Raw genomic sequence first — 19542 nt, forward strand, 5'->3', positions numbered from 1 at the left:
CGGGCCGGGGGGGGGGGCGCCGGGCCCGGCGCGGGGGGGGGGGGGTCGGGTGGGGGGGGGGGGGGGGCCGGACGGGGGGCGGTCCCACCCCGGGTCCGGGCGGACCCGGGGTGGTCCGGCGTGGAGGGAGTGGCGGGCCCGGTCTGCTGTCCGGCGGTGGGGAGACGCGGACCATGCCTCCCGGCCCCCGTGCCCGCTCACGTCCGGGCCGCTCCCCCACCGGGCCCGGCGGCGCGGGCCGGCTCCCGCCACGACCGGGCGGGGCGGGCCCCCGCCGGGCCGGGTCCGGGCGGGCCGCTGACGTCCACCGCGGTGGGGGCGACGCGCCCGGCGTGACGCGCTGCGGCCGGGAGCGGGACCGGCCAATGCGTGCCCTGGTGGATTTCGGGCGAGGCGGGGTATCGGGAAGGGGTGCCGCGGACCGGTGACGTGCCGGTCACGTACGGAGGATCCGTACGTGACCGGGGCCCGGCCGCCGGAGAACCGCAGGAACCGAAGGAGTTGTCGCACCGTGAAGCTGGCCTTTTCCACCCTCGGCGTCCCGGGGATGCCCATGTCCGACGTCGCCGCCCTCGCCGTCGGCGCCGGGTACCGGGGCGTCGAGCTGCGCGCCCACCCCGAGGAGCCGGTGCACCCGGGGATCGGGGAGAAGGAACGGGCGGAGGTGGTCGCGGTCTTCGCCGACGCGGGCGTGGAGATCCTCGCCGTCGCCGGGTACGCCAAGGTCGCCGCCCCCGGTGACGACGCCCCGGTGCTCGCGGAGATCCAGGGCCTGCTGGAGCTGGCGCGCGACCTGGGAGCCCCGTACGTACGGGTCTTCCCGGGGGCCGGTGACAGCACCGGGGACGAGGACGCGGACGAGGGGGACGCCCTGGCGCCCGAGGCCGCGCTCGCGGGCGCGGACGCCCGGGCCGCCCGCCGCCTGGGAGCCGCCGCCGAACTCGCGGACGACCACGGGGTGCGCATCCTGCTGGAGACCCACGACTCGCACCGCACGGGTGTCGACGCCGCCCGGGTCGTGGCGGCCGTCGGCCATCCGAACGTCGGCGTGCTGTGGGACGTCATGCACACCTGGCTGGGCGGCGAGAGCCCCGCCACCTCGCACGGCGTGCTCGCCCCCTACCTCGGCTACGCCCAGGTCAAGGACATCGCCTCGGCCGAGGACACCACTCCGCTCGCGCTGGGTGCCGGGGTGCTGCCGCTCGCCGAGTGCCTGGCGCTGCTGGGCCCCGACCAGTGGGTGTGCTGGGAGTACGAGAAGCGCTGGTACCCGGGGGCGGCGGAGCTTCCCGGCCTGCTGGCGGCGGGGCGGGAACACCTCGCTCTGCTGGCGTCCGGGCCGGCCGCGTAGGCAGCGACGCCCCGCCGGAGCGGGACCGGGCGAGACCGGGCGAGACCGGGCGAACCCACCGCCCACGCTCCGGGAGCCGGGGCCGCGCCGTGCGGAAGAGCCTGCGCCCTCGCCGCCCGGGAGGGCCGGAGGCCGCCCCGCCCGGAAGAGCCCCGGGGCCCCGCACCGCCCCCGCTCCGGCACCCCGGAACCGCGCCCTCCGCACCCACCCCGGGCCCCCGCACCTCTAGAAGCTCAGCCCGTGTCCCACCGGATACAGCACCTCCGCCGCGGCTTCCGCCTTCTGCACCGGTACCGGGAGCCGTCCGGCGGGCCGCACCCGGCCCGCCAGGACCCGGGCGGCGGCCTGCATCTCGACGTCCGTCCAGGAATACGCCGCCAGGTGGGCGCGGGCGCCGAGACCGCTCAGCTGGGCGACGTCGTACGGGTTCTGGATCGCCACCGTGGCCACCGGGACGCCCGTGGCCGCCAGCTCGCGCACCAAAGTCCGCTGGGCGCTCGCCGCCGTGACGTTGCGGCTGGCGACGACCACCGCGTCCGCACCCGCCCGTGCCGCCGCCACCGCCTCGTCGATCTTCGCGCGCGTCGGGGCCGACCCCGTGGACAGGGCCGTCGCGGTGAACCCGAGTCCCGTCAGGGCAGCCGCGAGAACCGTGGTCGGCGGGCCCGTGGTGCCGGAGGGGGACGCGGGGTCGACTCCGACGACCAGGACGCGCCGGTGCCCACGCCTGGAGAGCGGCAGCAGGCCGCCCTCGTTCACCAGCAGGGTCGTCGTCGCGTCGGCGATCCGGTCGGCCGCCGCGAGGTGGGAGCCGATGCCCACCGTCCGGTCCACCCCCCGGTGGGTGACGTACGGCCGGTCGAACATGCCGCGCCGCGCCTTGAGCCGCAGGATGCGCAGGATCGATTCGTCGAGGCGGGCCTCGGTCAGCTCGCCGCCCCGGACGGCCGCCAGCACCGCGTTCCACGCCAGGTCCAGGTCCGGCGGGTTGAGCAGCTGGTCGCAGCCCGCCTTGAGGGCGAGGACGGGTACCCGGTCGTCGCCGTACTTCGTCCGTACGCCCTGCATGCCGAGCGAGTCCGTGACGACGACACCCTGATAGCCCAGCTCCTCGCGGAGGATACCGGTGAGGATGGGGCGGGAGAGGGTCGCCGGGTCCTCGGCGGGGTCGAGGGCCGGGACGACGATGTGCGCGGTCATGATCGAGTCGATGCCGGCGGCGATCGCGGCCCGGAAGGGCGGGGCGTCGAGGGCCGCCCACTCCTCGCGGGTGTGGTCGATGTACGGGAGCTTGTTGTGGCTGTCGTCCTTGGTGTCGCCGTGGCCGGGGAAGTGCTTGGCGGCCGTGGCGATGCCCGCGCCCCGGTAGCCACGCACCTGGGCGGCCACCAGGGCCGCCACCGATGCCGGTACGGAGCCGAAGGAGCGGACCCCGATGACCGGGTTGGCGGGGTCGACATTGACGTCGGCGTCGGGGGCGTAGTTCTGCCTGATGCCCAGGGCGAGCAGCTCGGTCCCGGCGATGCGGGCGGCCTCGCGGGCGTCCCTGGTGCCCCGGCGGAAGGCGCCCGCGCCCAGCGCCATCGCGCCGGGCATCAGGGTGGCCGGTTTGCCCACGCGCGCGACGATGCCGTGTTCCTGGTCGGTGGAGATGAGGAGCGGGATACGGGTGCGCTGGGCGAGGGCGGCCCGCTGGATGCCGTTGGAGAGGTCGGCGATCTGGTGCGGGTCGCGGGTGTTGTGCGCCCAGGCGAAGTAGATGATGCCGCCGACGTGGTACTTGGCGATCAGTTCGGCGGCGTTGCGGACGCCGATCTCCTTGAGGTTGGCGTCGATGTCCGCCTGGTCGGGGGCGGTCGCGGAGAGCCCGTACACCCGCATGACGAAGAGCTGCCCGACCTTCTCCTCAAGGGTCATGCCCGCGATCAGCCGTCTGAGGCGGTCGGTGGAGGGGCGGTCGGCTGCGACGGCGGGCAGGGCACCGGTGGCGGCGGAGGCCACGGCGGCCGCGCTCGCGGCGAGCACGGTGCGGCGGGAGGGGGCGGAGCGGGCGGGGACGGAGCGGGCGGAGGAGCGGTCCGGCACGGGCGTAACCCTTCGTGAAGGTCGGCAAGGACTCTTGAAGGAAACTTCCAGCGAGAACACGCTTGCCCGAAAGTAAGTGCCCGTCAATACCTGTGCAGGCGGAGGGAGTTGAGGTACCAAGGAAAGGGGGCCGCCACCGGCGCATTTGGAGGGGGCGCACCGGTGGCGGCGTACTGCCGGCCGCAGGCGGTCTGGAGAGGGGAGTCAGCGAACGCAGCCAGCAGCGTGGGCCGACACCGCTCTGCGGAGACTCTCCAGCAGTACGCGGTTTGGACGGAACACCGCGCGGCTGGGTTCCCGCGAGGGCGGAGTTCCCGGGAATTGGTACGCAAGTGAGGGGTGGGGCGACCAGGTGCCCGTACGGCGTACCCGTGGGGTGTACCCGTGGGGCAGAACCGGCCGGACGCACTCTGGCGGGCCGCCGCCCCCGCGCGCACTCTGGGCAGAGGTATCGGGGGGTGCTGCATGCTGCACAGGACGCACAAGACGCACGGGACGCACGGGACGCACGGGACATCGGAGGCGGCCGGAACGGGGCCGGACGGATCAGGGCCCGACGGATCAGGGCCCGGCGGACCGGGGGTGAGGCCCGGACTGCGGGGCGCGCGTGGGCTCGCGGTCGTACTGCTGGCCTTCGGCCTGCTGACCGGTTGCTGGAACGGGGGCGGGGGCGGAAGCTCGGGCGGCGGGGAGGGCCCGGGAAAGGAGACCGGCCACGGCCTGCCGGTCACCTCTTCGGGGTACGGCGCGGTCTTCCTCGACGTACGCGAGTGCAGTTCGTACGGGAAGACGCCACGCGAGGTGTCCTGCGCGAGCGAGCGCGCCGCCGCTCGGGTCGTCGCGCGCTACAACGGCCCTGCGGGAGAGACCAGTTCGTGTCCGCCCCGCACCGACTTCGTCCTGCACCTCTCGGAGTCCGGACAGGCCACCGACGAGGACGGCGACGGGGTCGTGCCGCTGGGGTACGCCTGCATGCGCAACCTCCAGGCCCCGCACCCCGGCGACCCCGGGGGCGGCGGCGGCCCGCACACGGTCGTCGGGGACTGCGTGTACGGCGCGGGCGACGGCAAGGTGAAGGAGACGGCCTGCGACGGATCAGGTGGCCGGGAGCCGGAGTTCAAGGTGTCCGAGGCGGTCGGCTCGCGCGCCCGGTGCCCGTCCGCCACCCGCCTCTACGTACGGCTGGACGGCGGACGGCCTGTGGGGTGCGCGAGCCCTTTGAGGTGAAATCCACCTCAGAAGCACAGAGTTACGGGCGCAGCTGCTGCTCCTTGTTCATCTCGACCACGTCCAGCTTCGCGTCGTAGGGGGTCAGCCGCTTGGCCTTCCCCGGGTCCGCCTGGACGGTCGGCGAGGCGACACCGGCCCACTTCAGGACCTGGGCGATGGCCGCCGCGCGCTGGCCGGCCGGGAGCCCGGCGATCTGGGCGCCGTGGTTGGCGCCCGGCACGGTGTAGGTGTGGTTGTCGTTGCGGACACCACCCGCGGGGACGAAGCGTTCGGCGCCCCACGGGTCGTTCTGCCCGTACACGAACATCATCTGCCGGGCGTCCCGCCGCAGCCAGTCGGCGACGTCGCGCATCGGACGGTCCTGCTGCCACTTCATGGGGATGTCGCGCGGCACGTACACCCGGGGCTGGAAGTAGTCCGGGCCCCACTTCATCAGGCCCTTGAGGTGCGGGTACTTGTACTGGGGTGCGCCGAGCTGGGTGCCCGCCTGGTAGTAGTACGGGGTGTAGTCGGCCAGGCTCTGGTCGCTGGAGGAGCCGAAGCCCGACTTGGCGTCCAGGTAGTTGAAGATCTCGTCGTCGGTGGCGGTCTTCGCGACAGGAACCTCCCCGCACTCCTTCTCGGAGCCGTACTGCCAGAAGCCCCAGACGAAGTCCAGGACGGTGTTCTCGTAGGCCTTCTCGACGCTGCCGATGGTCTGGAAGGTGGAGCCGTTCTCGGCGGCGAGCGCCTTTGCCTTGGCGAGCAGCGGGGCCCGGCGGACCAGGGCCTCGCGCTGGAGGTTGTTGAGGCGGTCGCGGCACTCCTTGGTGGAGACCGTGCGGAAGAAGCGGTCGTACGCCGAGTCCTCCGTGTTGCGGACGTCGTTGGGGGCGACGTACGCCACGACGCCGTCCATGTCGCGCGGGTGGAAGCGCTCGTAGTACGTGGCGGTCATGCCGCCCTTGGAGCCGCCGGTGGACAGCCACTTCTTGGAGTAGATCGACTTCAGTGCGGTGAAGACGCGGTGCTGGTCGTCGGCGGCCTGCTTGATGTCCAGCTTGGACCAGTCGGCGGGCGCGGGGCGCGAGGGGGTGAAGAACCGGTACTCCAGGGAGACCTGGTTGCCGTCGATGAGGGCGGTCGGCTCGGAGCGGCCCGGCCGGGTGGAGAGGTGGTAGCCGCTGGTGAAGAAGACGGTGGGGCGGGCGACGTCCTTGTGCAGCAGGCTGAGGCGCTGCTGGAAGGTGCCGCGCTCGGGGTGGCGGTGGTCGATGGGCTGGGTGTAGTTGAGGACGAAGTAGCGGTAGCCGGCGTACGGCTTCTCCTCGATCAGGGACATGCCCTTGATGGCGAGGATGCGGTCCTTGATGTCGGCGGCGGGGGCCTCGGCCGCCTGGTTGCCGGCGGCTGTGCTTCCGGCCGCCGCGGGCACGGGTTCCAGCGCGGCGGCCGGGCCTATCGCGCCACTGGTCGCACCGACGGTCCCCACCAGCACGGCTCCCGCGAGCACACCTCTGAACGTCTTGCGCATTCGCCACTCCCCTGTCGGCACACGAACAACAGGGGTGAACCTAACTCTCGGCAATCCCCTTTGTCAGCAGAGGAATTGAGGAGATCGCCGAAGACTCCATGGGGACGGGCGAAGAATCCAAGCGACTTTCCGCCGGTTTCGGGCGACTTGAGCCCCCAGACCCCCAGCCCCCTTGGGCGACGGTGCCGCCCCCGCGCCCCTGTCCCCCAGCCCCCTTGGGCGGCGGGGCCGCCCGCACCCCTACTCCCCCGCCCCTCAGCCCCTCAGCCCCTCAGCACAGGATCCACCCCGACGCCGCGCTCTTCGTACCCACCGACCCCGCCACCCGCACACACCGGTTGAGCGCGTACACCGTCACCGGCCCCGCGTGCCGGGTGAAGGTCCCGCCCTCGACGGCGGCCCGGCTGCCGCGCGCCTGGATGCTGACCCGCATCTTCTGGCGGGCGCCGGCACGTTTGGCGACGGTCGTGGCGCAGACGTACTGGCGGCTCTTGTAGACGCGGATCTCCCCGGTCGCGAAGCGGTACGTCTTGACCTGGGCACCCTTGCACGCGGCAGCCGCCTCGGCCTGCCCCACGGCCGGGCCGCCGAGCGACAGCAGTCCGGCCGCGACCGCCACGGCGCACACCTCGGCCACTCTTCTTCTGATCGGTCCCATAGGTCTCACGCCTGCCCCACCCGCCCCGCCGAACACACTTGCCTCCACCCGCCTGGAGATCGTATGCACGTACGACGCTTCTGGCCACGGATCGGTTGCATCGGGCACCGAGTACCTTCCGGCAGGTCAGACCACTGCCGGTTCGTCCTCCCCGACGAAGGTGCGCCACAGCCGGGCGTACTTGCCGTCCAGGGCGAGCAGTTCTTCGTGCGTACCGTCCTCGGCGACCCGCCCCCGGTCCATGACCACGACCCGGTCGGCGCGGGCGGCGGTGGTCAGCCGGTGGGCCACCACCAGGGTGGTGCGGCGTCCGGCCAGCCGGTCGGTGGCCTGGTTGACCTGGGCCTCGGTGGCCAGGTCGAGGGCGGCGGTGGCCTCGTCGAGCAACGCGATGTCGGGGTCGACCAGTTCGGCGCGGGCGAGCGCGATGAGCTGGCGCTGCCCGGCGGACAGATTGCGTCCGCGTTCGGCGACCTCGTGCAGATAGCCGCCTTCGAGGGTGGCGATCATGTCGTGGGCACCGACCGCGCGGGCCGCCGCCTCCACCTCGGCGTCGGTGGCGTCCGGCCGCCCGTACGCGATGGCGTCGCGGACCGTGCCGGCGAACAGGTACGCCTCCTGCGGGACGACGCCGAGCCGGTGCCGGTAGGCGGTCATGTCCAGGTCGCGCAGGTCGCTGCCGTCGGCGGTGACCCGGCCCGAGGTGGGGTCGTAGAACCTGGCGACCAGCTTGACCAGGGTGGACTTGCCGGCACCGGTCTCGCCGACGAAGGCCACCGTCTGTCCTGCCGGGATGTGCAGCGAGACGCCGGACAGCGCCTCCTCCTCGTCGCCGTACCGGAAGGAGACGTCCTCGAAGGCGATCTCGCCGCGCAGCGAGTGCACCTCCTTCGGGGTGGCCGCGCTCGCGGTGGAGGTCGGCTCGCGCAGCAGCTCCTGGATCCGGCGCAGCGACACCGTCGCCTGCTGGTACCCGTCGAAGACCTGGGAGAGCTGCTGGACGGGGGCGAAGAAGAGGTCGATGTAGAGGAGGTAGGCGACGAGCGCGCCCGCGGTCAGCGTGCCGGCCTCGATCCGCCCGGCCCCGACGATCATCACGGCGGCGGCCGCCACCGAGGAGAGCAGCTGGACGAAGGGGAAGTACACCGAGATCAGCCACTGGCCGCGCACCCGCGCCTGCCGGTAGCTGCGGCTGTTGGCGGTGAACCGCGCGCGGCCCGCCTTCTCGCGCCCGAAGGCCTGCACGATGCGCAGTCCGGCGACGGACTCCTGGAGGTCCGCGTTGACGGCGCCGACCCGGTCGCGGGCCAGCTCGTACGCCTGGACGCTCTTCTTCCGGAAGAAGTACGTGCCGATGACCAGCAGCGGCAGCGTCGCGAAGACGACGAGCGCCAGTTCCACGTCGATGACGACGAGGGCGGCCAGGACGCCGAAGAAGGTGACGACGGAGACGAAGGCGGTGACCAGGCCGGTCTGGAGGAAGGTGGACAGTGCGTCGACGTCGGTCGTCATCCGGGTCATGATGCGCCCGGTCAGCTCCCGCTCGTAGTAGTCGAGCCCGAGCCGCTGGAGCTGCGCGAAGATCTTCAGCCGCAGCGAGTACAGCACCCGCTCACCGGTACGGCCCGTCATCCGGGCCTCGAAGATCTGGGCGCCCCACTGCACGAGTACGGCGAGCAGCGCGAGCCCTGCCGCCACCCACACCGCGCCGAGCGCGAGCCGGTTGACGCCTTCGTCGATGCCGTGCCGGATCAGGACCGGCAGCAGCAGTCCCATTCCCGCGTCGACGGCGACCAGTCCCAGGCTGACGAGCAGCGGGAGCCCGAAGCCGCGCAGCAGCCTGCGCAGCCCGTAGGACGTCTCGGGTGCGACGGCGCGCGCCTCGTCGATGCCGGGTACGTCGTCGGCGGGCGGCAGCGCGGCCACCTGGGCGAGCAGCTCGGGGGTCGCGGGCATTCCCGGCGCGTGGTCCCTGGCGGTCTTCGCCGGGTCGCTCTCGTCGCGTATCCACAGGTCGGGGGTGATGCCGCGTTCGGCGTCGAACTCGGCGTCCAGCTCGGCCTGCACGGACCGGTCGTCCTCCACCGGGGCCGGCGGGGGCGTGTGGCCGGGCGATACGCCGCCCAGTTCGTCGGGGTCGGTGAGCAGCCGGCGGTAGAGGGCGGAGCGCCGCTCCAGTTCCTCGTGGGTGCCGATGTCGGCGAGGCGCCCGCCGTCGAGTACGGCGATGCGGTCGGCGAGGTTCAGGGTGGAGCGGCGGTGGGCGATGAGCAGGGTGGTGCGTCCCGCCATGACCGACTTCAGCGCTTCGTGGATCTCGTGCTCGACCCGGGCGTCGACGGCCGAGGTGGCGTCGTCGAGGAGGAGCAGCCGGGGGTCGGTGAGGATCGCGCGGGCCAACGAGAGCCGCTGGCGCTGGCCTCCGGAGAGCGTCAGGCCCTGCTCGCCGACCTTGGTGTCGTAGCCGTCGGGGAGTTCCTCGATGAAGCGGTCGGCCTGGGCGGCGCGGGCGGCGGCCCTGATCTGTGCGTCGGTGGCGTCCGGGACCCCGTACGCCAGGTTGGCCCGCACGGTGTCGGAGAACAGGAAGCTGTCCTCGGGCACCAGCCCTATCCCGGCCCGCAGCGAGGTGAGGGTGAGCTCGCGCACGTCGTGGCCGCCGACGAGCACGGCGCCCCGGTCGACGTCGTAGAAGCGGGGCAGCAGCAGCGAGACGGTGGACTTGCCGCTGCCGGAGGAACCGACGACGGCGACCGTCTCGCCCTCGTCGATCCGCAGCGAGAAGCCGTCGAGCACCGGGCGGCCGTCCTCGTACCCGAAGGCGACGTCGTCGAACTCGACGGTGGCGGGGGCGTCGGCGGGCAGTTCCTTCGTGCCGTCCTGGAGCGAGGGTTCGGTGTCGATCAGTTCGAGCACCCGCTCGACACCGGCCCTGGCCTGCTGGCCCACGGTCAGCACCATCGCGAGCATCCGCACGGGGCCCACGAGCTGGGCGAGGTAGGTGGAGAACGCCACGAACGTGCCGAGCGTGATCTGCCCCCTGGTCGCCAGCCAGCCGCCGAGCGCCAGCATCGCGACCTGCCCGAGGGCGGGTACGGACTGGAGGGCGGGGGTGTACCGCGAGTTGAGCTTGACGGTGCGCAGCCGGCCCGCGAACAGCCGCCGGGACACCTGGCGGAGCTTCCCGGTCTCCTGCTCCTCCTGCCCGAACCCCTTCACCACGCGGACGCCGGACACGGCTCCGTCGACGACTCCGGCGACGGCCGCGGCCTGGCCCTGGGCGTACCAGGTGGCCGGGAACAGGCGCTTCTTGCTGAGCCTGGCGATGAACCACAGGGCGGGGGCGACGGCGAGCGCGACCAGGGTGAGCAGCGGGGACAGCCACGCCATGATCCCCAGCGAGATCAGGAACAGCAGGATGTTGCCGATGGTCATCGGCAACATGAAGAGCAGGCCCTGGATGAGCTGGAGGTCGCTGGTGGCCCGCCCGACGACCTGACCGGTGGACAGCTCGTCCTGCCGCCGTCCGTCGAGCCGGGTGATCGCGCCGTACATGTCGGTGCGCAGGTCGTGCTGGACGTCGAGGGCGAGCTTGCCGCCGTAGTACCTGCGGATGAACGTCAGCACGTAGACGACGACCGCTGCGGCAATCAGCAGCCCGGTCCACACCGCCAGCGACCTGGTGCCCTTGCCGATCACGTCATCGATGACGATCTTGGTGATCAGTGGGACGAGCGCCATCACCGCCATGCCGCCGAGGGAGGACCCGAGGGCGAGCAGCACATTGGCCCGGTAGCGCCACGCGTAACCGGTCAGCCGCCGTGCCCACCCGGCCCCGCGCTCGGACTCTCCCGCTGCTCCCGCCACGTGCTGCCTCCCGGTGGTCCCGCTCACTGTGCTGTGCCGGTGGGGGGAACGCCGTGAGGTGCGGATTTCATCCCTCGGCAACAAATCGGCTAGGGCGCGGGGGCGGACGCGGGGGCTGCGGGGTCCTCCGGCTGCGGGTCCGCGTGCGTCGGTTCCTCGGGGTGCGGGTCCGCGGACGTCGGCTCCTCGGGGTACGGATCCGCGTACGTCGGCTCCTCGGGGTGCGGGTCCGCGCGGGTCGGCTCCTCGGGGTGCGGGTCCTCGGGGGTGGGCGGGACGACTTCCTCCGGGACGGCGGGCGGGGTGACGAGTCCGGTGGGGGGCTCGGGGGTGCGGGGCCTGCCGGTGGCCGGGAGGTTGAGGCCGTGGTGGACGGCGCGGGAGACGGCCTGGACGGTGCGGACGCCCTGGCGCAGCGTCGCGTTGCCCTGGGTCAGCACGGCGATCGTGTAGTCGTGCCCCCGGCGGGTGAACACGCCGAGCGAGTGCACCCGCCAGCCCCCTTCGGCGCGGGGCAGCCAGCCGTTCTTGACGTGCACCCGCATCGTCACGGGGGCGCCGACCGGGGTGCCCCAGCGCTGGGCGGGCACGACGTGCGCCATGCGGTCGAGGATGTACGCCCGCGAACTGGCGGTCAGGACCTTGTTCGGCCGGGTCAGGAGGCTCAGGAGTTGGCTCTGCTCGGCGGCGTCGACCTGGGAGAGCCCCCAGAGCCTGCCCCACCCGAGTGTCGTGCGCGACAGCCCGGCGGCGGTCAGGAACCGGTTGATCCGCCTGTTCCCGAGCTGCCGCCACAGGGTGCCGGTGGCGGCGTTCGCGGACCTGGTGATCATGGCGGTGGCCAAGGAGCGCTCCCGGGCGGTCAGGGCCCGGCCGCTCCTCTGCGCGTCCCACATCAGGGCCGCCAGGACGGTCACCTTGATGACGCTGGCGGCGTCGTAGGAGCGGCGGGAACGCAGGGTGCAGGAGGTGCGGCTGGAGTGCTCGTGGGCGACGAGCGCGACGCTCCCCGGCCGGTCGCGCAGGGCGGCGGTGAGGTCACGCCGCAGCCGGGCGGCCAGACCGGCCTTGCGGGAGGTGCAGACAGGGGACAGCGCGGCGGCGGCCCCCGGCGGGGCGGCGGCGGTGACGGCCCCGGCGTACGGAGCGGGAGGCGCGAGTCCGGCGAGGAGCAGTCCGGCGGCCAGGGCGAGGGTGGCGGCGGTGCGGGGTGTCAACCGGTGGAGGTGGAGGGCGGGGGCCCGGGGAGCGTGGGGGTACGCACAGGACCCGGACACAGTCCCAGCCCCGGTCCCGCAACCGGACCCAGAACCAGAACCAGGCCCCGGCGACTGGGCCCCCGGCGGCTGCGGCACCTGCGGCCGCGAGCACACCCGCCACATCCGTATCAGTTGCCTCACGAGCAGCAATGTAGTGGCGGGGTGCGGCCGTCGCCGGGGCACGCGAGAGCCCCGGCAGGAACGCCGTCAGGCGCGGAGCACGACGACCACGGGACCCCGCAGAGCCACCGCCTTCGTCAACTCCTCGGCGGCATCGCCGAGTTCCGCACGCACGAGCGCAACGCCCGCCGCTTCCGCCGCCGCCGCGACCCCGGCTTCCGCCGTGCCGTCCGTGATCAGCCATACGAGCGGCAGACCGGCGGCCGCTGCGGTGGCCAGCTCCCCGAGCGCCGCCGCGCCGGGAGCGGCGTCCGAGACGGCGAGGACCACGGCACCGGGGTCCGCGACGGCAGCGCCCAGGGCCGCCGGGAAGGCGTAGCCCGTGGTTCCGGCGGCCTGCGGGGCGTGGAAGGTGTTGGGGTGGCGTGGCCGGAAGCCGGCCGGAGCGCGGTCCCAGAAGGTGGGGGTACGAGGCGGAAGGGTATGCCGGACCACCGCCAGGAGGGGGTCGGCGAGCGGGGAGGGCACAGCGGCCTGGGTCTGGCCCGCTCCGGTTGCCCGGCCCCCATCGGATCCCCGGCCCTCGGGCTCCCGCACTCCCGGCTCCCGCACCCCCGGCTCCCGTACCGCGACCGTCTCCAGCAGGGCCGTCAGCGCCAGCCGGGCGTCCGCGTGGATGCCCAGGGCCGGGGCGTGGTGGGCTTCCAGGCGGGACGGGGCGGCGTCGATCTGGATCAGCCGGGCGGGCGGGGTGAAGCCGATGCCCTCCAGGGTCGTACCGACCAGCAGGAGCACGTCCGCCGCTTCGAGGAGGGCGGGCGTCACCTCGTGGGCGTCGGGGTGGGTGCCCGCGCCGCCCGGGGTCGTCGCGACGGTGGCGTCCAGCCGGGCGGCCAGCGCCTTGACCTTGCCCGCCGCGTCCGCGCGGGTGGCGCCGCCGCCCGTGACGATCAGGGGGCGCTCGGCGGTCTCCAGCCAGTGGGCGGCCAGGGCGGTGAGTTCGGGGCGCGGGGGCAGTTCGTGCGGGAGCACGTCGGGGGCGTTGACCTCCGGAAGTACGGTCACGGCGGCCAGCGCGGCCGGGTCGAGCTCCAGCCACACCGGCCCGTGCGGGGCCGTCAGCGCGGCCTCCCACGCCTCGGCGACGGCGGTGGGCAGCTGGGAGGGGGTCCTGGCGGTGAAGGCCGCCTTCACGTGCTCCGCCGCCCCGGCCACGGGCCCGGTGGCCAGGACGAGCAGCGGGGCGGAGGCTGCGAGGGCCTCCGCGAGCACCGTGCTGCCGGGCCCCTCGGGGGCCGACAGCGCGGCCGCCTCGCCGGTGAGACGCCCGAAGCCGTCCGCCGCGTGGCCCGCTCCGGCGGCCGTGGCGAAGCCGTTCCACAGGGTCAGCCCGGAGCGACCGAGGGCGTCGTCCAGCGGGGACCCGGACTCCAGCCGGCCCCCGGGCTCCAGTCGGCCCCCGGGCTCCAGCGGGGACCCGGGTCCGGCCGCCCCGAAGACGGTGGTCACGCCGAGCCCCCGCAGGGTCTCCACGACGAGGTCCCCGCCGGTGCGGCCGGGCGGCGGGGCCAGGGCGGCCGCCGTCTGGGCTGGGGTGGGGCAAAGGACCAGGTCGTGGTCGTGCGTCACTTCGTGCGTGCCTCGGCAATCTGGCGGGACATGATCGTCGTCAGCTCGTACGCCGTGTGGGACGCGGCGACCGAGGTGATCTCGGCGTGATCGTACGCCGGGGCGACCTCGACCACGTCCGCGGAGACGAGGTTGCAGGAGGACAGGCCACGGATGATTTCGAGCAGCTCGCGCGAGGTCAGCCCGCCCGCCTCCGGCGTCCCCGTGCCGGGCGCGTGGGCCGGGTCGAGCACGTCGATGTCGATGGAGATGTACAGCGGCCGGTCGCCGATCCGCTGCCGCAGCTGGTCGGCGACCTCGTCGACGCCGCGCCGCATGACGTCGGCGGAGGTGACGATGCCGAAGCCCATCTTCTCGTCGTCCCGCAGGTCCTGCTTGCCGTACAGCGGGCCGCGGGTGCCCACGTGGGAGAGGGCCTCGGTGTCGAGGATGCCCTCCTCCACGGCGCGGCGGAACGGGGTGCCGTGGGTGTACTCGGCGCCGAAGTAGGTGTCCCAGGTGTCGAGGTGGGCGTCGAAGTGCAGCAGGGCGACAGGGCCGTGCTTCTTCGCCACCGAGCGCAGCAGTGGCAGGGCGATGGTGTGGTCGCCGCCGAGGGTCATCATGCGGGCGCCGTTGCCCAGCAGGTCGTCGGCGGCCGCCTCGATCGTCTCGACGGCCTCGTTGATGTTGAACGGGTTCGCGGCGATGTCACCGGCGTCCGCGACCTGCGCGAGGGCGAACGGGGAGGCGTCCTGCGCCGGGTTGTACGGCCGCAGCAGCCGCGAGGCCTCACGGATGGCGTTGCCGCCGAAGCGCGCGCCGGGCCGGTAGGAGACACCGGAGTCGAAGGGAACGCCGACGACGGCGACATCCGTACGCCCGCCGACCTCGTCCAGACGCGGCAGCCTGGCGAACGTCGCCGGTCCGGCGTACCGGGGAATGCGGGACGAGTCGACGGGGCCGCGGGGCTCGGAAGAGGGAGTGTTCATGAGATCGAGGTTAGGCAGGGCTGCGGATTCCGCACATGTACGGATGCGATGAAGCGGGGTGGGGTTTTGGCCGTTGCGGACAGGTCCGTACTCCCGCCTCGGCTGTCAGTCCTCCAGCAGTGAGGTGAGCGCGATCTCCACGGCGAACGGAACGGAGGTCGTCAGCTTCCCGCGGTGCACGGGGGTCTCGGGGCTCGGCGCGTAGACCCCCGCTTCGTGGTGGTACCAGAACTCGTAGACGACCGGTGTGCCGTCCTCGCCCCGCTCGACCCGCCAGAAATGGTCGATCCCGGCTGCCGCGTACATGCCGGGCTTCCGGAAGCGGTCGTCCGAGCGCGACCCGGTGGAGACGACCTCCACCGCAAGGGCAACCCGGTCCGCGGGTACACACCCGAGGCTGCCCCGCTCCAGCCCGGACTGGTCAAAGACCACGACGTCGGGCTTCTGCACATTCGTCTCGTCGAACAGCACACAACGCTCGGCGTTGACCCTGAAGGGCTCGCACTTCTGCTGCCGCAGCGCGAAGAAGATCCCGTCCCGCACGTCGTCATGCCATTGATTCGTCATCCCACGCGGCACGATCGTCCCATCCACCAGATCCCAGTCGAACGGCAGACCAAGCTCTCGGACCTGGCCGTACGTCCAGCCGTTCGCCGGCGGGTACATCCAGTTCTCCGGGGTGGCCCGTTCCCACTGCGGTGTCGGTGCTACCTCTGCGGCCATCGCTGCTCCCATGGACGGGATGGTGTCGGACGCCGCGTGCCCGCGGGCCCACAACGACGGTACCGCCACCCTCTCGGGTGACGCCCGGCATCGCACCGGTGTGGTCCCTCCAACACCACTCTCCTCTGGACACCCCGGTGACCGGCCGGTAACTTTTGCCGGGTATCTGAGCAAGCGCTTAGCGGCACCGTCCGCCGCGGGGCCTCGCTCAAGGGCAGGGATCCACCACTCGCAGAGGGAGCGTCACGTGCGCCGTACCGTATTCAACGAGGACCACGAGGCGTTCCGGGAGACCCTGAGGGCCTTCATCGAGGCCGAGGTCGTGCCGGTCTACGACGAGTGGTTCGCCGCGGGCCAGGCGCCGCGCGAGTTCTACTACAAGCTCGGCGAGCTGGGCGTCTTCGGCATCAACGTGCCCGAGGAATTCGGCGGCGCGGGCATGGAGTCCCACAAGTTCGAGGCCGTCCTGTACGAGGAGACCGCCCGCGCGGGCGTGACCTTCGGCGGCTCAGGCGTGCACGTCCTGCTGGGCCTGCCGTACATCAAGATGCTCGCCACCGACGAGCAGAAGAAGCGCTACCTGGAGAAGTTCGTCACCGGCGAGGAGATGTGGGCGCTCGCCATGACCGAGCCGGGCACCGGCTCCGACGTCGCGGGCATGAAGACCACCGCCAAGCTCTCCGAGGACGGCACGCACTACGTCCTCAACGGCGCCAAGACCTTCATCACGGGCGGCGTGCACGCGGACCGCGTGATCGTCTGCGCCCGTACGGCCGCCCCGCGCGAGGACGACCGCCGCTTCGGCATCTCGCTGTTCGCCGTGGACACCAAGCTGGAGGGCTACTCGGTCGGCCGCAAGCTGGACAAGCTGGGCCTGCGCACCTCCGACACCGCCGAGCTGGCGTTCGTCGACGTGAAGGTGCCGGTCGAGGACCTGCTGGGCGAGGAGAACAAGGGCTTCGGCTACCTCGGCCACAACCTGGCCTCCGAGCGCTGGGGCATCGCGTTCGGCGCGTACGCCCAGGCGAAGGCCGCGATCCGCTTCACCAAGCAGTACGTCAAGGACCGCACGGTCTTCGGCAAGCCGGTGGCCGCCTTCCAGAACACCAAGTTCGAACTGGCCGCCTGCCAGGCCGAGGTGGACGCCGCCGAGGCGGTCGTGGACCGGGCCACCGAGGCACTGGACGCGGGCGAGCTGACGGCCGCCGAGGCCGCTTCGGCGAAGCTGTTCACCACCGAGGTCGCACACCGCGTGATCGACAAGTGCCTCCAGCTGCACGGCGGTTACGGGTTCATGAACGAGTACCCGATCGCCCGCCTGTACGCCGACAACCGGGTGAACCGCATCTACGGCGGCACCAGCGAGGTCATGAAGATGATCGTCGCCAAGGACATGGGCCTGTAGCAGCCACCCGCTGCCACCACCCCCCCCCATGACCAAGGCACTTGAGTCCCTGCTCGATCTGCTCGACCTGGAGCGGATCGAGCGGGACATCTTCCGGGGCGTGAGCCGCTCCGCCGTCGTCCCCCGCGTGTTCGGCGGCCAGGTGGCCGCCCAGGCCCTGGTCGCCGCGGGGCGCACGGTCGCGGACGGCTCTCCCACGGCCCCCGGCTCCGCTCCCTCGCAGGACACCCCCCGCGCCCACTCCCTGCACGCGTACTTCCTGCGCGCCGGCGACCCGTCCGCCCCGATCGTCTACACGGTCGACCGGATCCGGGACGGCCGCTCCTTCACCACCCGCCGGGTGGTCGCCGTCCAGCACGGACAGCCGATCTTCCACCTCTCCGCGTCCTTCCAGCGGGACGAGGAGGGCATGGAGCACCAGGCGGCGATGCCGGACGCCCCCGACCCCGAGTCGCTGCCCACAGCCGCCGAGACGCTCCCCCGCTACGCGGACCGCTTCATCGACCCGGGCGCGGCGGACCGCCTCCTCGAAGCGCGCGCCGCGATCGACCTGCGCTACGTCGGCCCGCCGCCGTACGCGACGGCGGGCGAGCCCCGTGAGCCCCGCTCACAGGTCTGGTTCCGTACCCGCGGCAAACTCGCCGACGATCCCCTCCTGCACGTCTGCCTGGCCACGTACGTCTCCGACATGACGCTCCTCGACTCGGTCCTGCTGGCCCACGGCAGGGGCGGCTGGGCCACCGGCGACGTGGTGGGCGCTTCCCTGGACCACGCGATGTGGTTCCACCGGCCGTTCCGGGCGGACGAGTGGCTGCTGTACGACCAGGAGTCGCCGTCGGCGTCCGGCGGCCGGGGCCTCGGGCAGGCCCGGATCTACACGCAGGACGGAAAGCTGGCGATCTCCGTCATCCAGGAGGGCGTCGTCCGCGTGCCACGCTGACCGCGCCGTACCGTCTCTGCATGAGCAAAGTGGACGAACAGGACGGATCCAGCGGCGCCGGCAGCAAGAAGAGCGGCGCCGAAAACAGCAGCGGCGAGAGCACCTTCACCGTGCTCGTGGCGGCGGGCGCCAATCTCGGGATCGCCGTCGCGAAGGCGGTCGCGGGGCTGATCAGCGGCTCCAGCGCCATGCTGTCGGAGGCGGCGCACTCGGTGGCCGACACGGTCACCGAGCTGATGCTGCTGACCGCGCTCAAGCGCAGCGCCAAACCCGCCGACGAGGAGCATCCGCTGGGCTACGGCCCGGAGCGCTACATCTGGGCGATGCTCGCCTCCGTCGCGACGTTCGTCGGCGGCGCGGTCTTCTCGGTCTACGACGGCGTCCACACCCTCACCCACGGCGAGGACCTGGGCAGCCCGGTCCTCTCGTACGTCGTCCTGGCCGTCGCGTTCCTGCTGGAGAGCTACTCGCTGCGCACCGGCCTCAAGCAGATCCGCGCGGAGGCGGCCCGGCTCGGCAGCCCGCCGGGACGCTACTTCCGGCTCACCCCGGACACCGCCGTCAAGGCGGTCGTCATGGAGGACTCGGCCGCCCTGGTGGGCCTGCTGCTCGCGGCGGGCGGCCTGCTGGGCGGGCAACTGACCGGCTCGGGCGTCTGGGACGGAGTCGCCTCGGTCCTGATCGGCGTGCTGCTTGCGTACGTGGCCTGGGTGCTGGGCCGCAGCAACGCGGCGCTCCTCATCGGCAGGCCGGTGCCGCGCGAGATGCGCGAGGGGATGCGGGCCGAGCTCCTCGCGGTGGAGGAGATCGTCGGCGTACTGGAACTGACCACCCTCATCCAGGGCCCCACCGAGATCCTGGTCGCCGCGAAGATCGACTTCCGGGACGGGCGCACCACCGCCGAGCAGATCGAGTGGGCGTGCGAACGGGCCGAGCAGCGGCTGCGGTCCCGCTACCCGGCCGTGGCCAGGGTGTACCTGGACCCGACACCGGGACGCGATCAGCGCAGGCCGGCCGCGTCCAGCAGGTAGTCCGTCATCGGCTCGTAGAAGTACGGGTCGATGACGTGGTCGTCGAGCGGGATGGTGACGGCCATCGTCCCCTCGGCCTCGCCCAGGAACAGCGCCGGGTCGTTGCAGTCGGCGTACCCGATCGAGTCGATGCCGCGCTGGCCCGCGCAGCCCGCCCACCCGTGGTCGGCGAAGACCAGGTCGGGCAGGGCCTCGCCGTTGCGCTGGAGTCCGTCGAGGATGGCCGTCATCGGGGCGGGCGAGTGGGTGTGCCACAGACTGGCCCCGCGTTCAAAGACGGCGACGTCGGCGAACTGCACCACGTAGCCCTCGTCGGCGGTGAGCCCGGCGGGGATCCGTACGACGTCGCACCCGGCGTCGCGCAGGGCGCGGGCGGTGGACCCGTGCACGTTGAGCAGCGCGCCGGGGTGCCCGGTGGCGAACAGCACCCGCTGCTTGTCGGCGGCGGCCTTGCGCAGCCGGGCGGCGGCCCGGTCCAGGGCGTCCACGGTCAGCTCGGGATCGATGGTGTCCTGCCCGTGCCGGTGCTCGGGGTCGTCACTGACGCCGCACCTCTCCGCCATCACGGCGAGCACGTCCTGCTCGTCCGTCCACCGGTCGCCGAGCTCGATGCCGAGCCAGTAGTGCCGGTCGCCGTTCGCGAGCTTGCGGTAGTGGGAGAGGTTGTTGTCGCGGGGGGTGGCGACGTCGCCCGCGATGCGGCAGCGGACGAGATGGTCGACGAGGGCGGCGCGGCTGAGTATCGGCATGCCGCCCATT

Annotated in this window: 14 protein-coding genes; 5 read left to right on the top strand and 9 right to left on the bottom strand. The window is 72.8% G+C overall.

From position 1 onward, the window contains the following. Positions 1-511: 511 nt before the first annotated feature. Positions 512-1351: a sugar phosphate isomerase/epimerase family protein gene (locus ACFWVV_RS23915; protein ID WP_384342009.1), complete on the top strand. Its 840-nt coding sequence runs from the start codon at positions 512-514 to the stop codon at positions 1349-1351. A 226-nt stretch (positions 1352-1577) separates the two neighbouring features. Here ACFWVV_RS23915 and ACFWVV_RS23920 read toward each other — a convergent pair whose 3' ends face one another. Then, a complete protein-coding gene (locus ACFWVV_RS23920) occupies positions 1578-3437 on the bottom strand; it encodes a glycoside hydrolase family 3 protein (RefSeq protein WP_384342011.1) in 1860 nt (619 codons plus the stop codon). A gap of 582 nt (positions 3438-4019) precedes the next feature. Here ACFWVV_RS23920 and ACFWVV_RS23925 point away from each other — a divergent pair. Further along, the gene (locus tag ACFWVV_RS23925) at positions 4020-4664 is read left to right on the top strand and encodes a hypothetical protein (protein ID WP_384342013.1); all 645 of its coding nucleotides are present in this window, start codon (positions 4020-4022) and stop codon (positions 4662-4664) included. Between the two features lie 22 nt (positions 4665-4686). Here ACFWVV_RS23925 and ACFWVV_RS23930 read toward each other — a convergent pair whose 3' ends face one another. The 7 genes from ACFWVV_RS23930 to ACFWVV_RS23960 all read right to left on the bottom strand — a co-directional run bounded on the left by ACFWVV_RS23930 (position 4687) and on the right by ACFWVV_RS23960 (position 15419). After that, complete coding sequence (locus tag ACFWVV_RS23930) at positions 4687-6180, bottom strand: S28 family serine protease (RefSeq protein ID WP_384342015.1); 1494 nt, start codon at positions 6178-6180, stop codon at positions 4687-4689. 271 nt (positions 6181-6451) lie between these two features. Beyond that, the gene (locus tag ACFWVV_RS23935; protein WP_384342017.1) at positions 6452-6838 is read right to left on the bottom strand and encodes a hypothetical protein; all 387 of its coding nucleotides are present in this window, start codon (positions 6836-6838) and stop codon (positions 6452-6454) included. A 126-nt stretch (positions 6839-6964) separates the two neighbouring features. Further along, positions 6965-10705 (bottom strand): ABC transporter ATP-binding protein, encoded by a 3741-nt coding sequence (locus ACFWVV_RS23940; RefSeq protein WP_384342019.1) that lies wholly within the window; start codon positions 10703-10705, stop codon positions 6965-6967. An 89-nt stretch (positions 10706-10794) separates the two neighbouring features. After that, positions 10795-11922, bottom strand: coding sequence for a serine hydrolase (locus ACFWVV_RS23945; RefSeq protein ID WP_384342021.1), 1128 nt, complete (start codon positions 11920-11922; stop codon positions 10795-10797). Between the two features lie 249 nt (positions 11923-12171). Further along, positions 12172-13713 (bottom strand): thiamine pyrophosphate-dependent enzyme, encoded by a 1542-nt coding sequence (locus ACFWVV_RS23950; RefSeq protein WP_384342022.1) that lies wholly within the window; start codon positions 13711-13713, stop codon positions 12172-12174. Further along, complete coding sequence (speB, locus tag ACFWVV_RS23955; RefSeq protein ID WP_384342024.1) at positions 13710-14684, bottom strand: agmatinase; 975 nt, start codon at positions 14682-14684, stop codon at positions 13710-13712. Before speB ends, ACFWVV_RS23950 begins: the two co-directional genes overlap by 4 nt. A gap of 105 nt (positions 14685-14789) precedes the next feature. Beyond that, entirely contained in the window at positions 14790-15419 is a 630-nt protein-coding gene (locus ACFWVV_RS23960; RefSeq protein WP_384342026.1) for a Uma2 family endonuclease, read from the bottom strand. 235 nt (positions 15420-15654) lie between these two features. Between ACFWVV_RS23960 and ACFWVV_RS23965 the strand changes: the two genes are divergently transcribed. From ACFWVV_RS23965 to ACFWVV_RS23975, 3 genes are read left to right on the top strand one after another with little or no spacing between them, the layout of a single operon-like run. After that, entirely contained in the window at positions 15655-16812 is a 1158-nt protein-coding gene (locus tag ACFWVV_RS23965) for an acyl-CoA dehydrogenase family protein (protein WP_384342028.1), read from the top strand. A 28-nt stretch (positions 16813-16840) separates the two neighbouring features. Further along, positions 16841-17752, top strand: coding sequence for an acyl-CoA thioesterase (locus ACFWVV_RS23970; RefSeq protein ID WP_384342030.1), 912 nt, complete (start codon positions 16841-16843; stop codon positions 17750-17752). A gap of 20 nt (positions 17753-17772) precedes the next feature. Continuing rightward, a complete protein-coding gene (locus tag ACFWVV_RS23975) occupies positions 17773-18783 on the top strand; it encodes a cation diffusion facilitator family transporter (RefSeq protein ID WP_384342032.1) in 1011 nt (336 codons plus the stop codon). Here ACFWVV_RS23975 and ACFWVV_RS23980 read toward each other — a convergent pair. Further along, positions 18753-19532, bottom strand: coding sequence for a phosphatase (locus ACFWVV_RS23980; RefSeq protein ID WP_384342035.1), 780 nt, complete (start codon positions 19530-19532; stop codon positions 18753-18755). The genes ACFWVV_RS23975 and ACFWVV_RS23980 overlap by 31 nt on opposite strands. Positions 19533-19542 lie beyond the last annotated feature (10 nt).

The organism is Streptomyces sp. NPDC058663, assembly GCF_042716745.1.
In the GTDB taxonomy this organism is placed as follows: Bacteria; Actinomycetota; Actinomycetes; order Streptomycetales; family Streptomycetaceae; genus Streptomyces.

Bases quoted from the DNA above. Each gene is read 5' to 3' on its own strand.
- ACFWVV_RS23930 (WP_384342015.1), bottom strand. From the start codon at position 6,180: ATGCGCAAGACGTTCAGAGGTGTGCTCGCGGGAGCCGTGCTGGTGGGG.
- ACFWVV_RS23935 (WP_384342017.1), bottom strand. From the start codon at position 6,838: ATGGGACCGATCAGAAGAAGAGTGGCCGAGGTGTGCGCCGTGGCGGTC.
- speB (WP_384342024.1), bottom strand. From the start codon at position 14,684: ATGAACACTCCCTCTTCCGAGCCCCGCGGCCCCGTCGACTCGTCCCGC.
- ACFWVV_RS23960 (WP_384342026.1), bottom strand. From the start codon at position 15,419: ATGGGAGCAGCGATGGCCGCAGAGGTAGCACCGACACCGCAGTGGGAA.
- ACFWVV_RS23970 (WP_384342030.1), top strand. From the start codon at position 16,841: ATGACCAAGGCACTTGAGTCCCTGCTCGATCTGCTCGACCTGGAGCGG.
- ACFWVV_RS23975 (WP_384342032.1), top strand. From the start codon at position 17,773: ATGAGCAAAGTGGACGAACAGGACGGATCCAGCGGCGCCGGCAGCAAG.
- ACFWVV_RS23980 (WP_384342035.1), bottom strand. From the start codon at position 19,532: ATGCCGATACTCAGCCGCGCCGCCCTCGTCGACCATCTCGTCCGCTGC.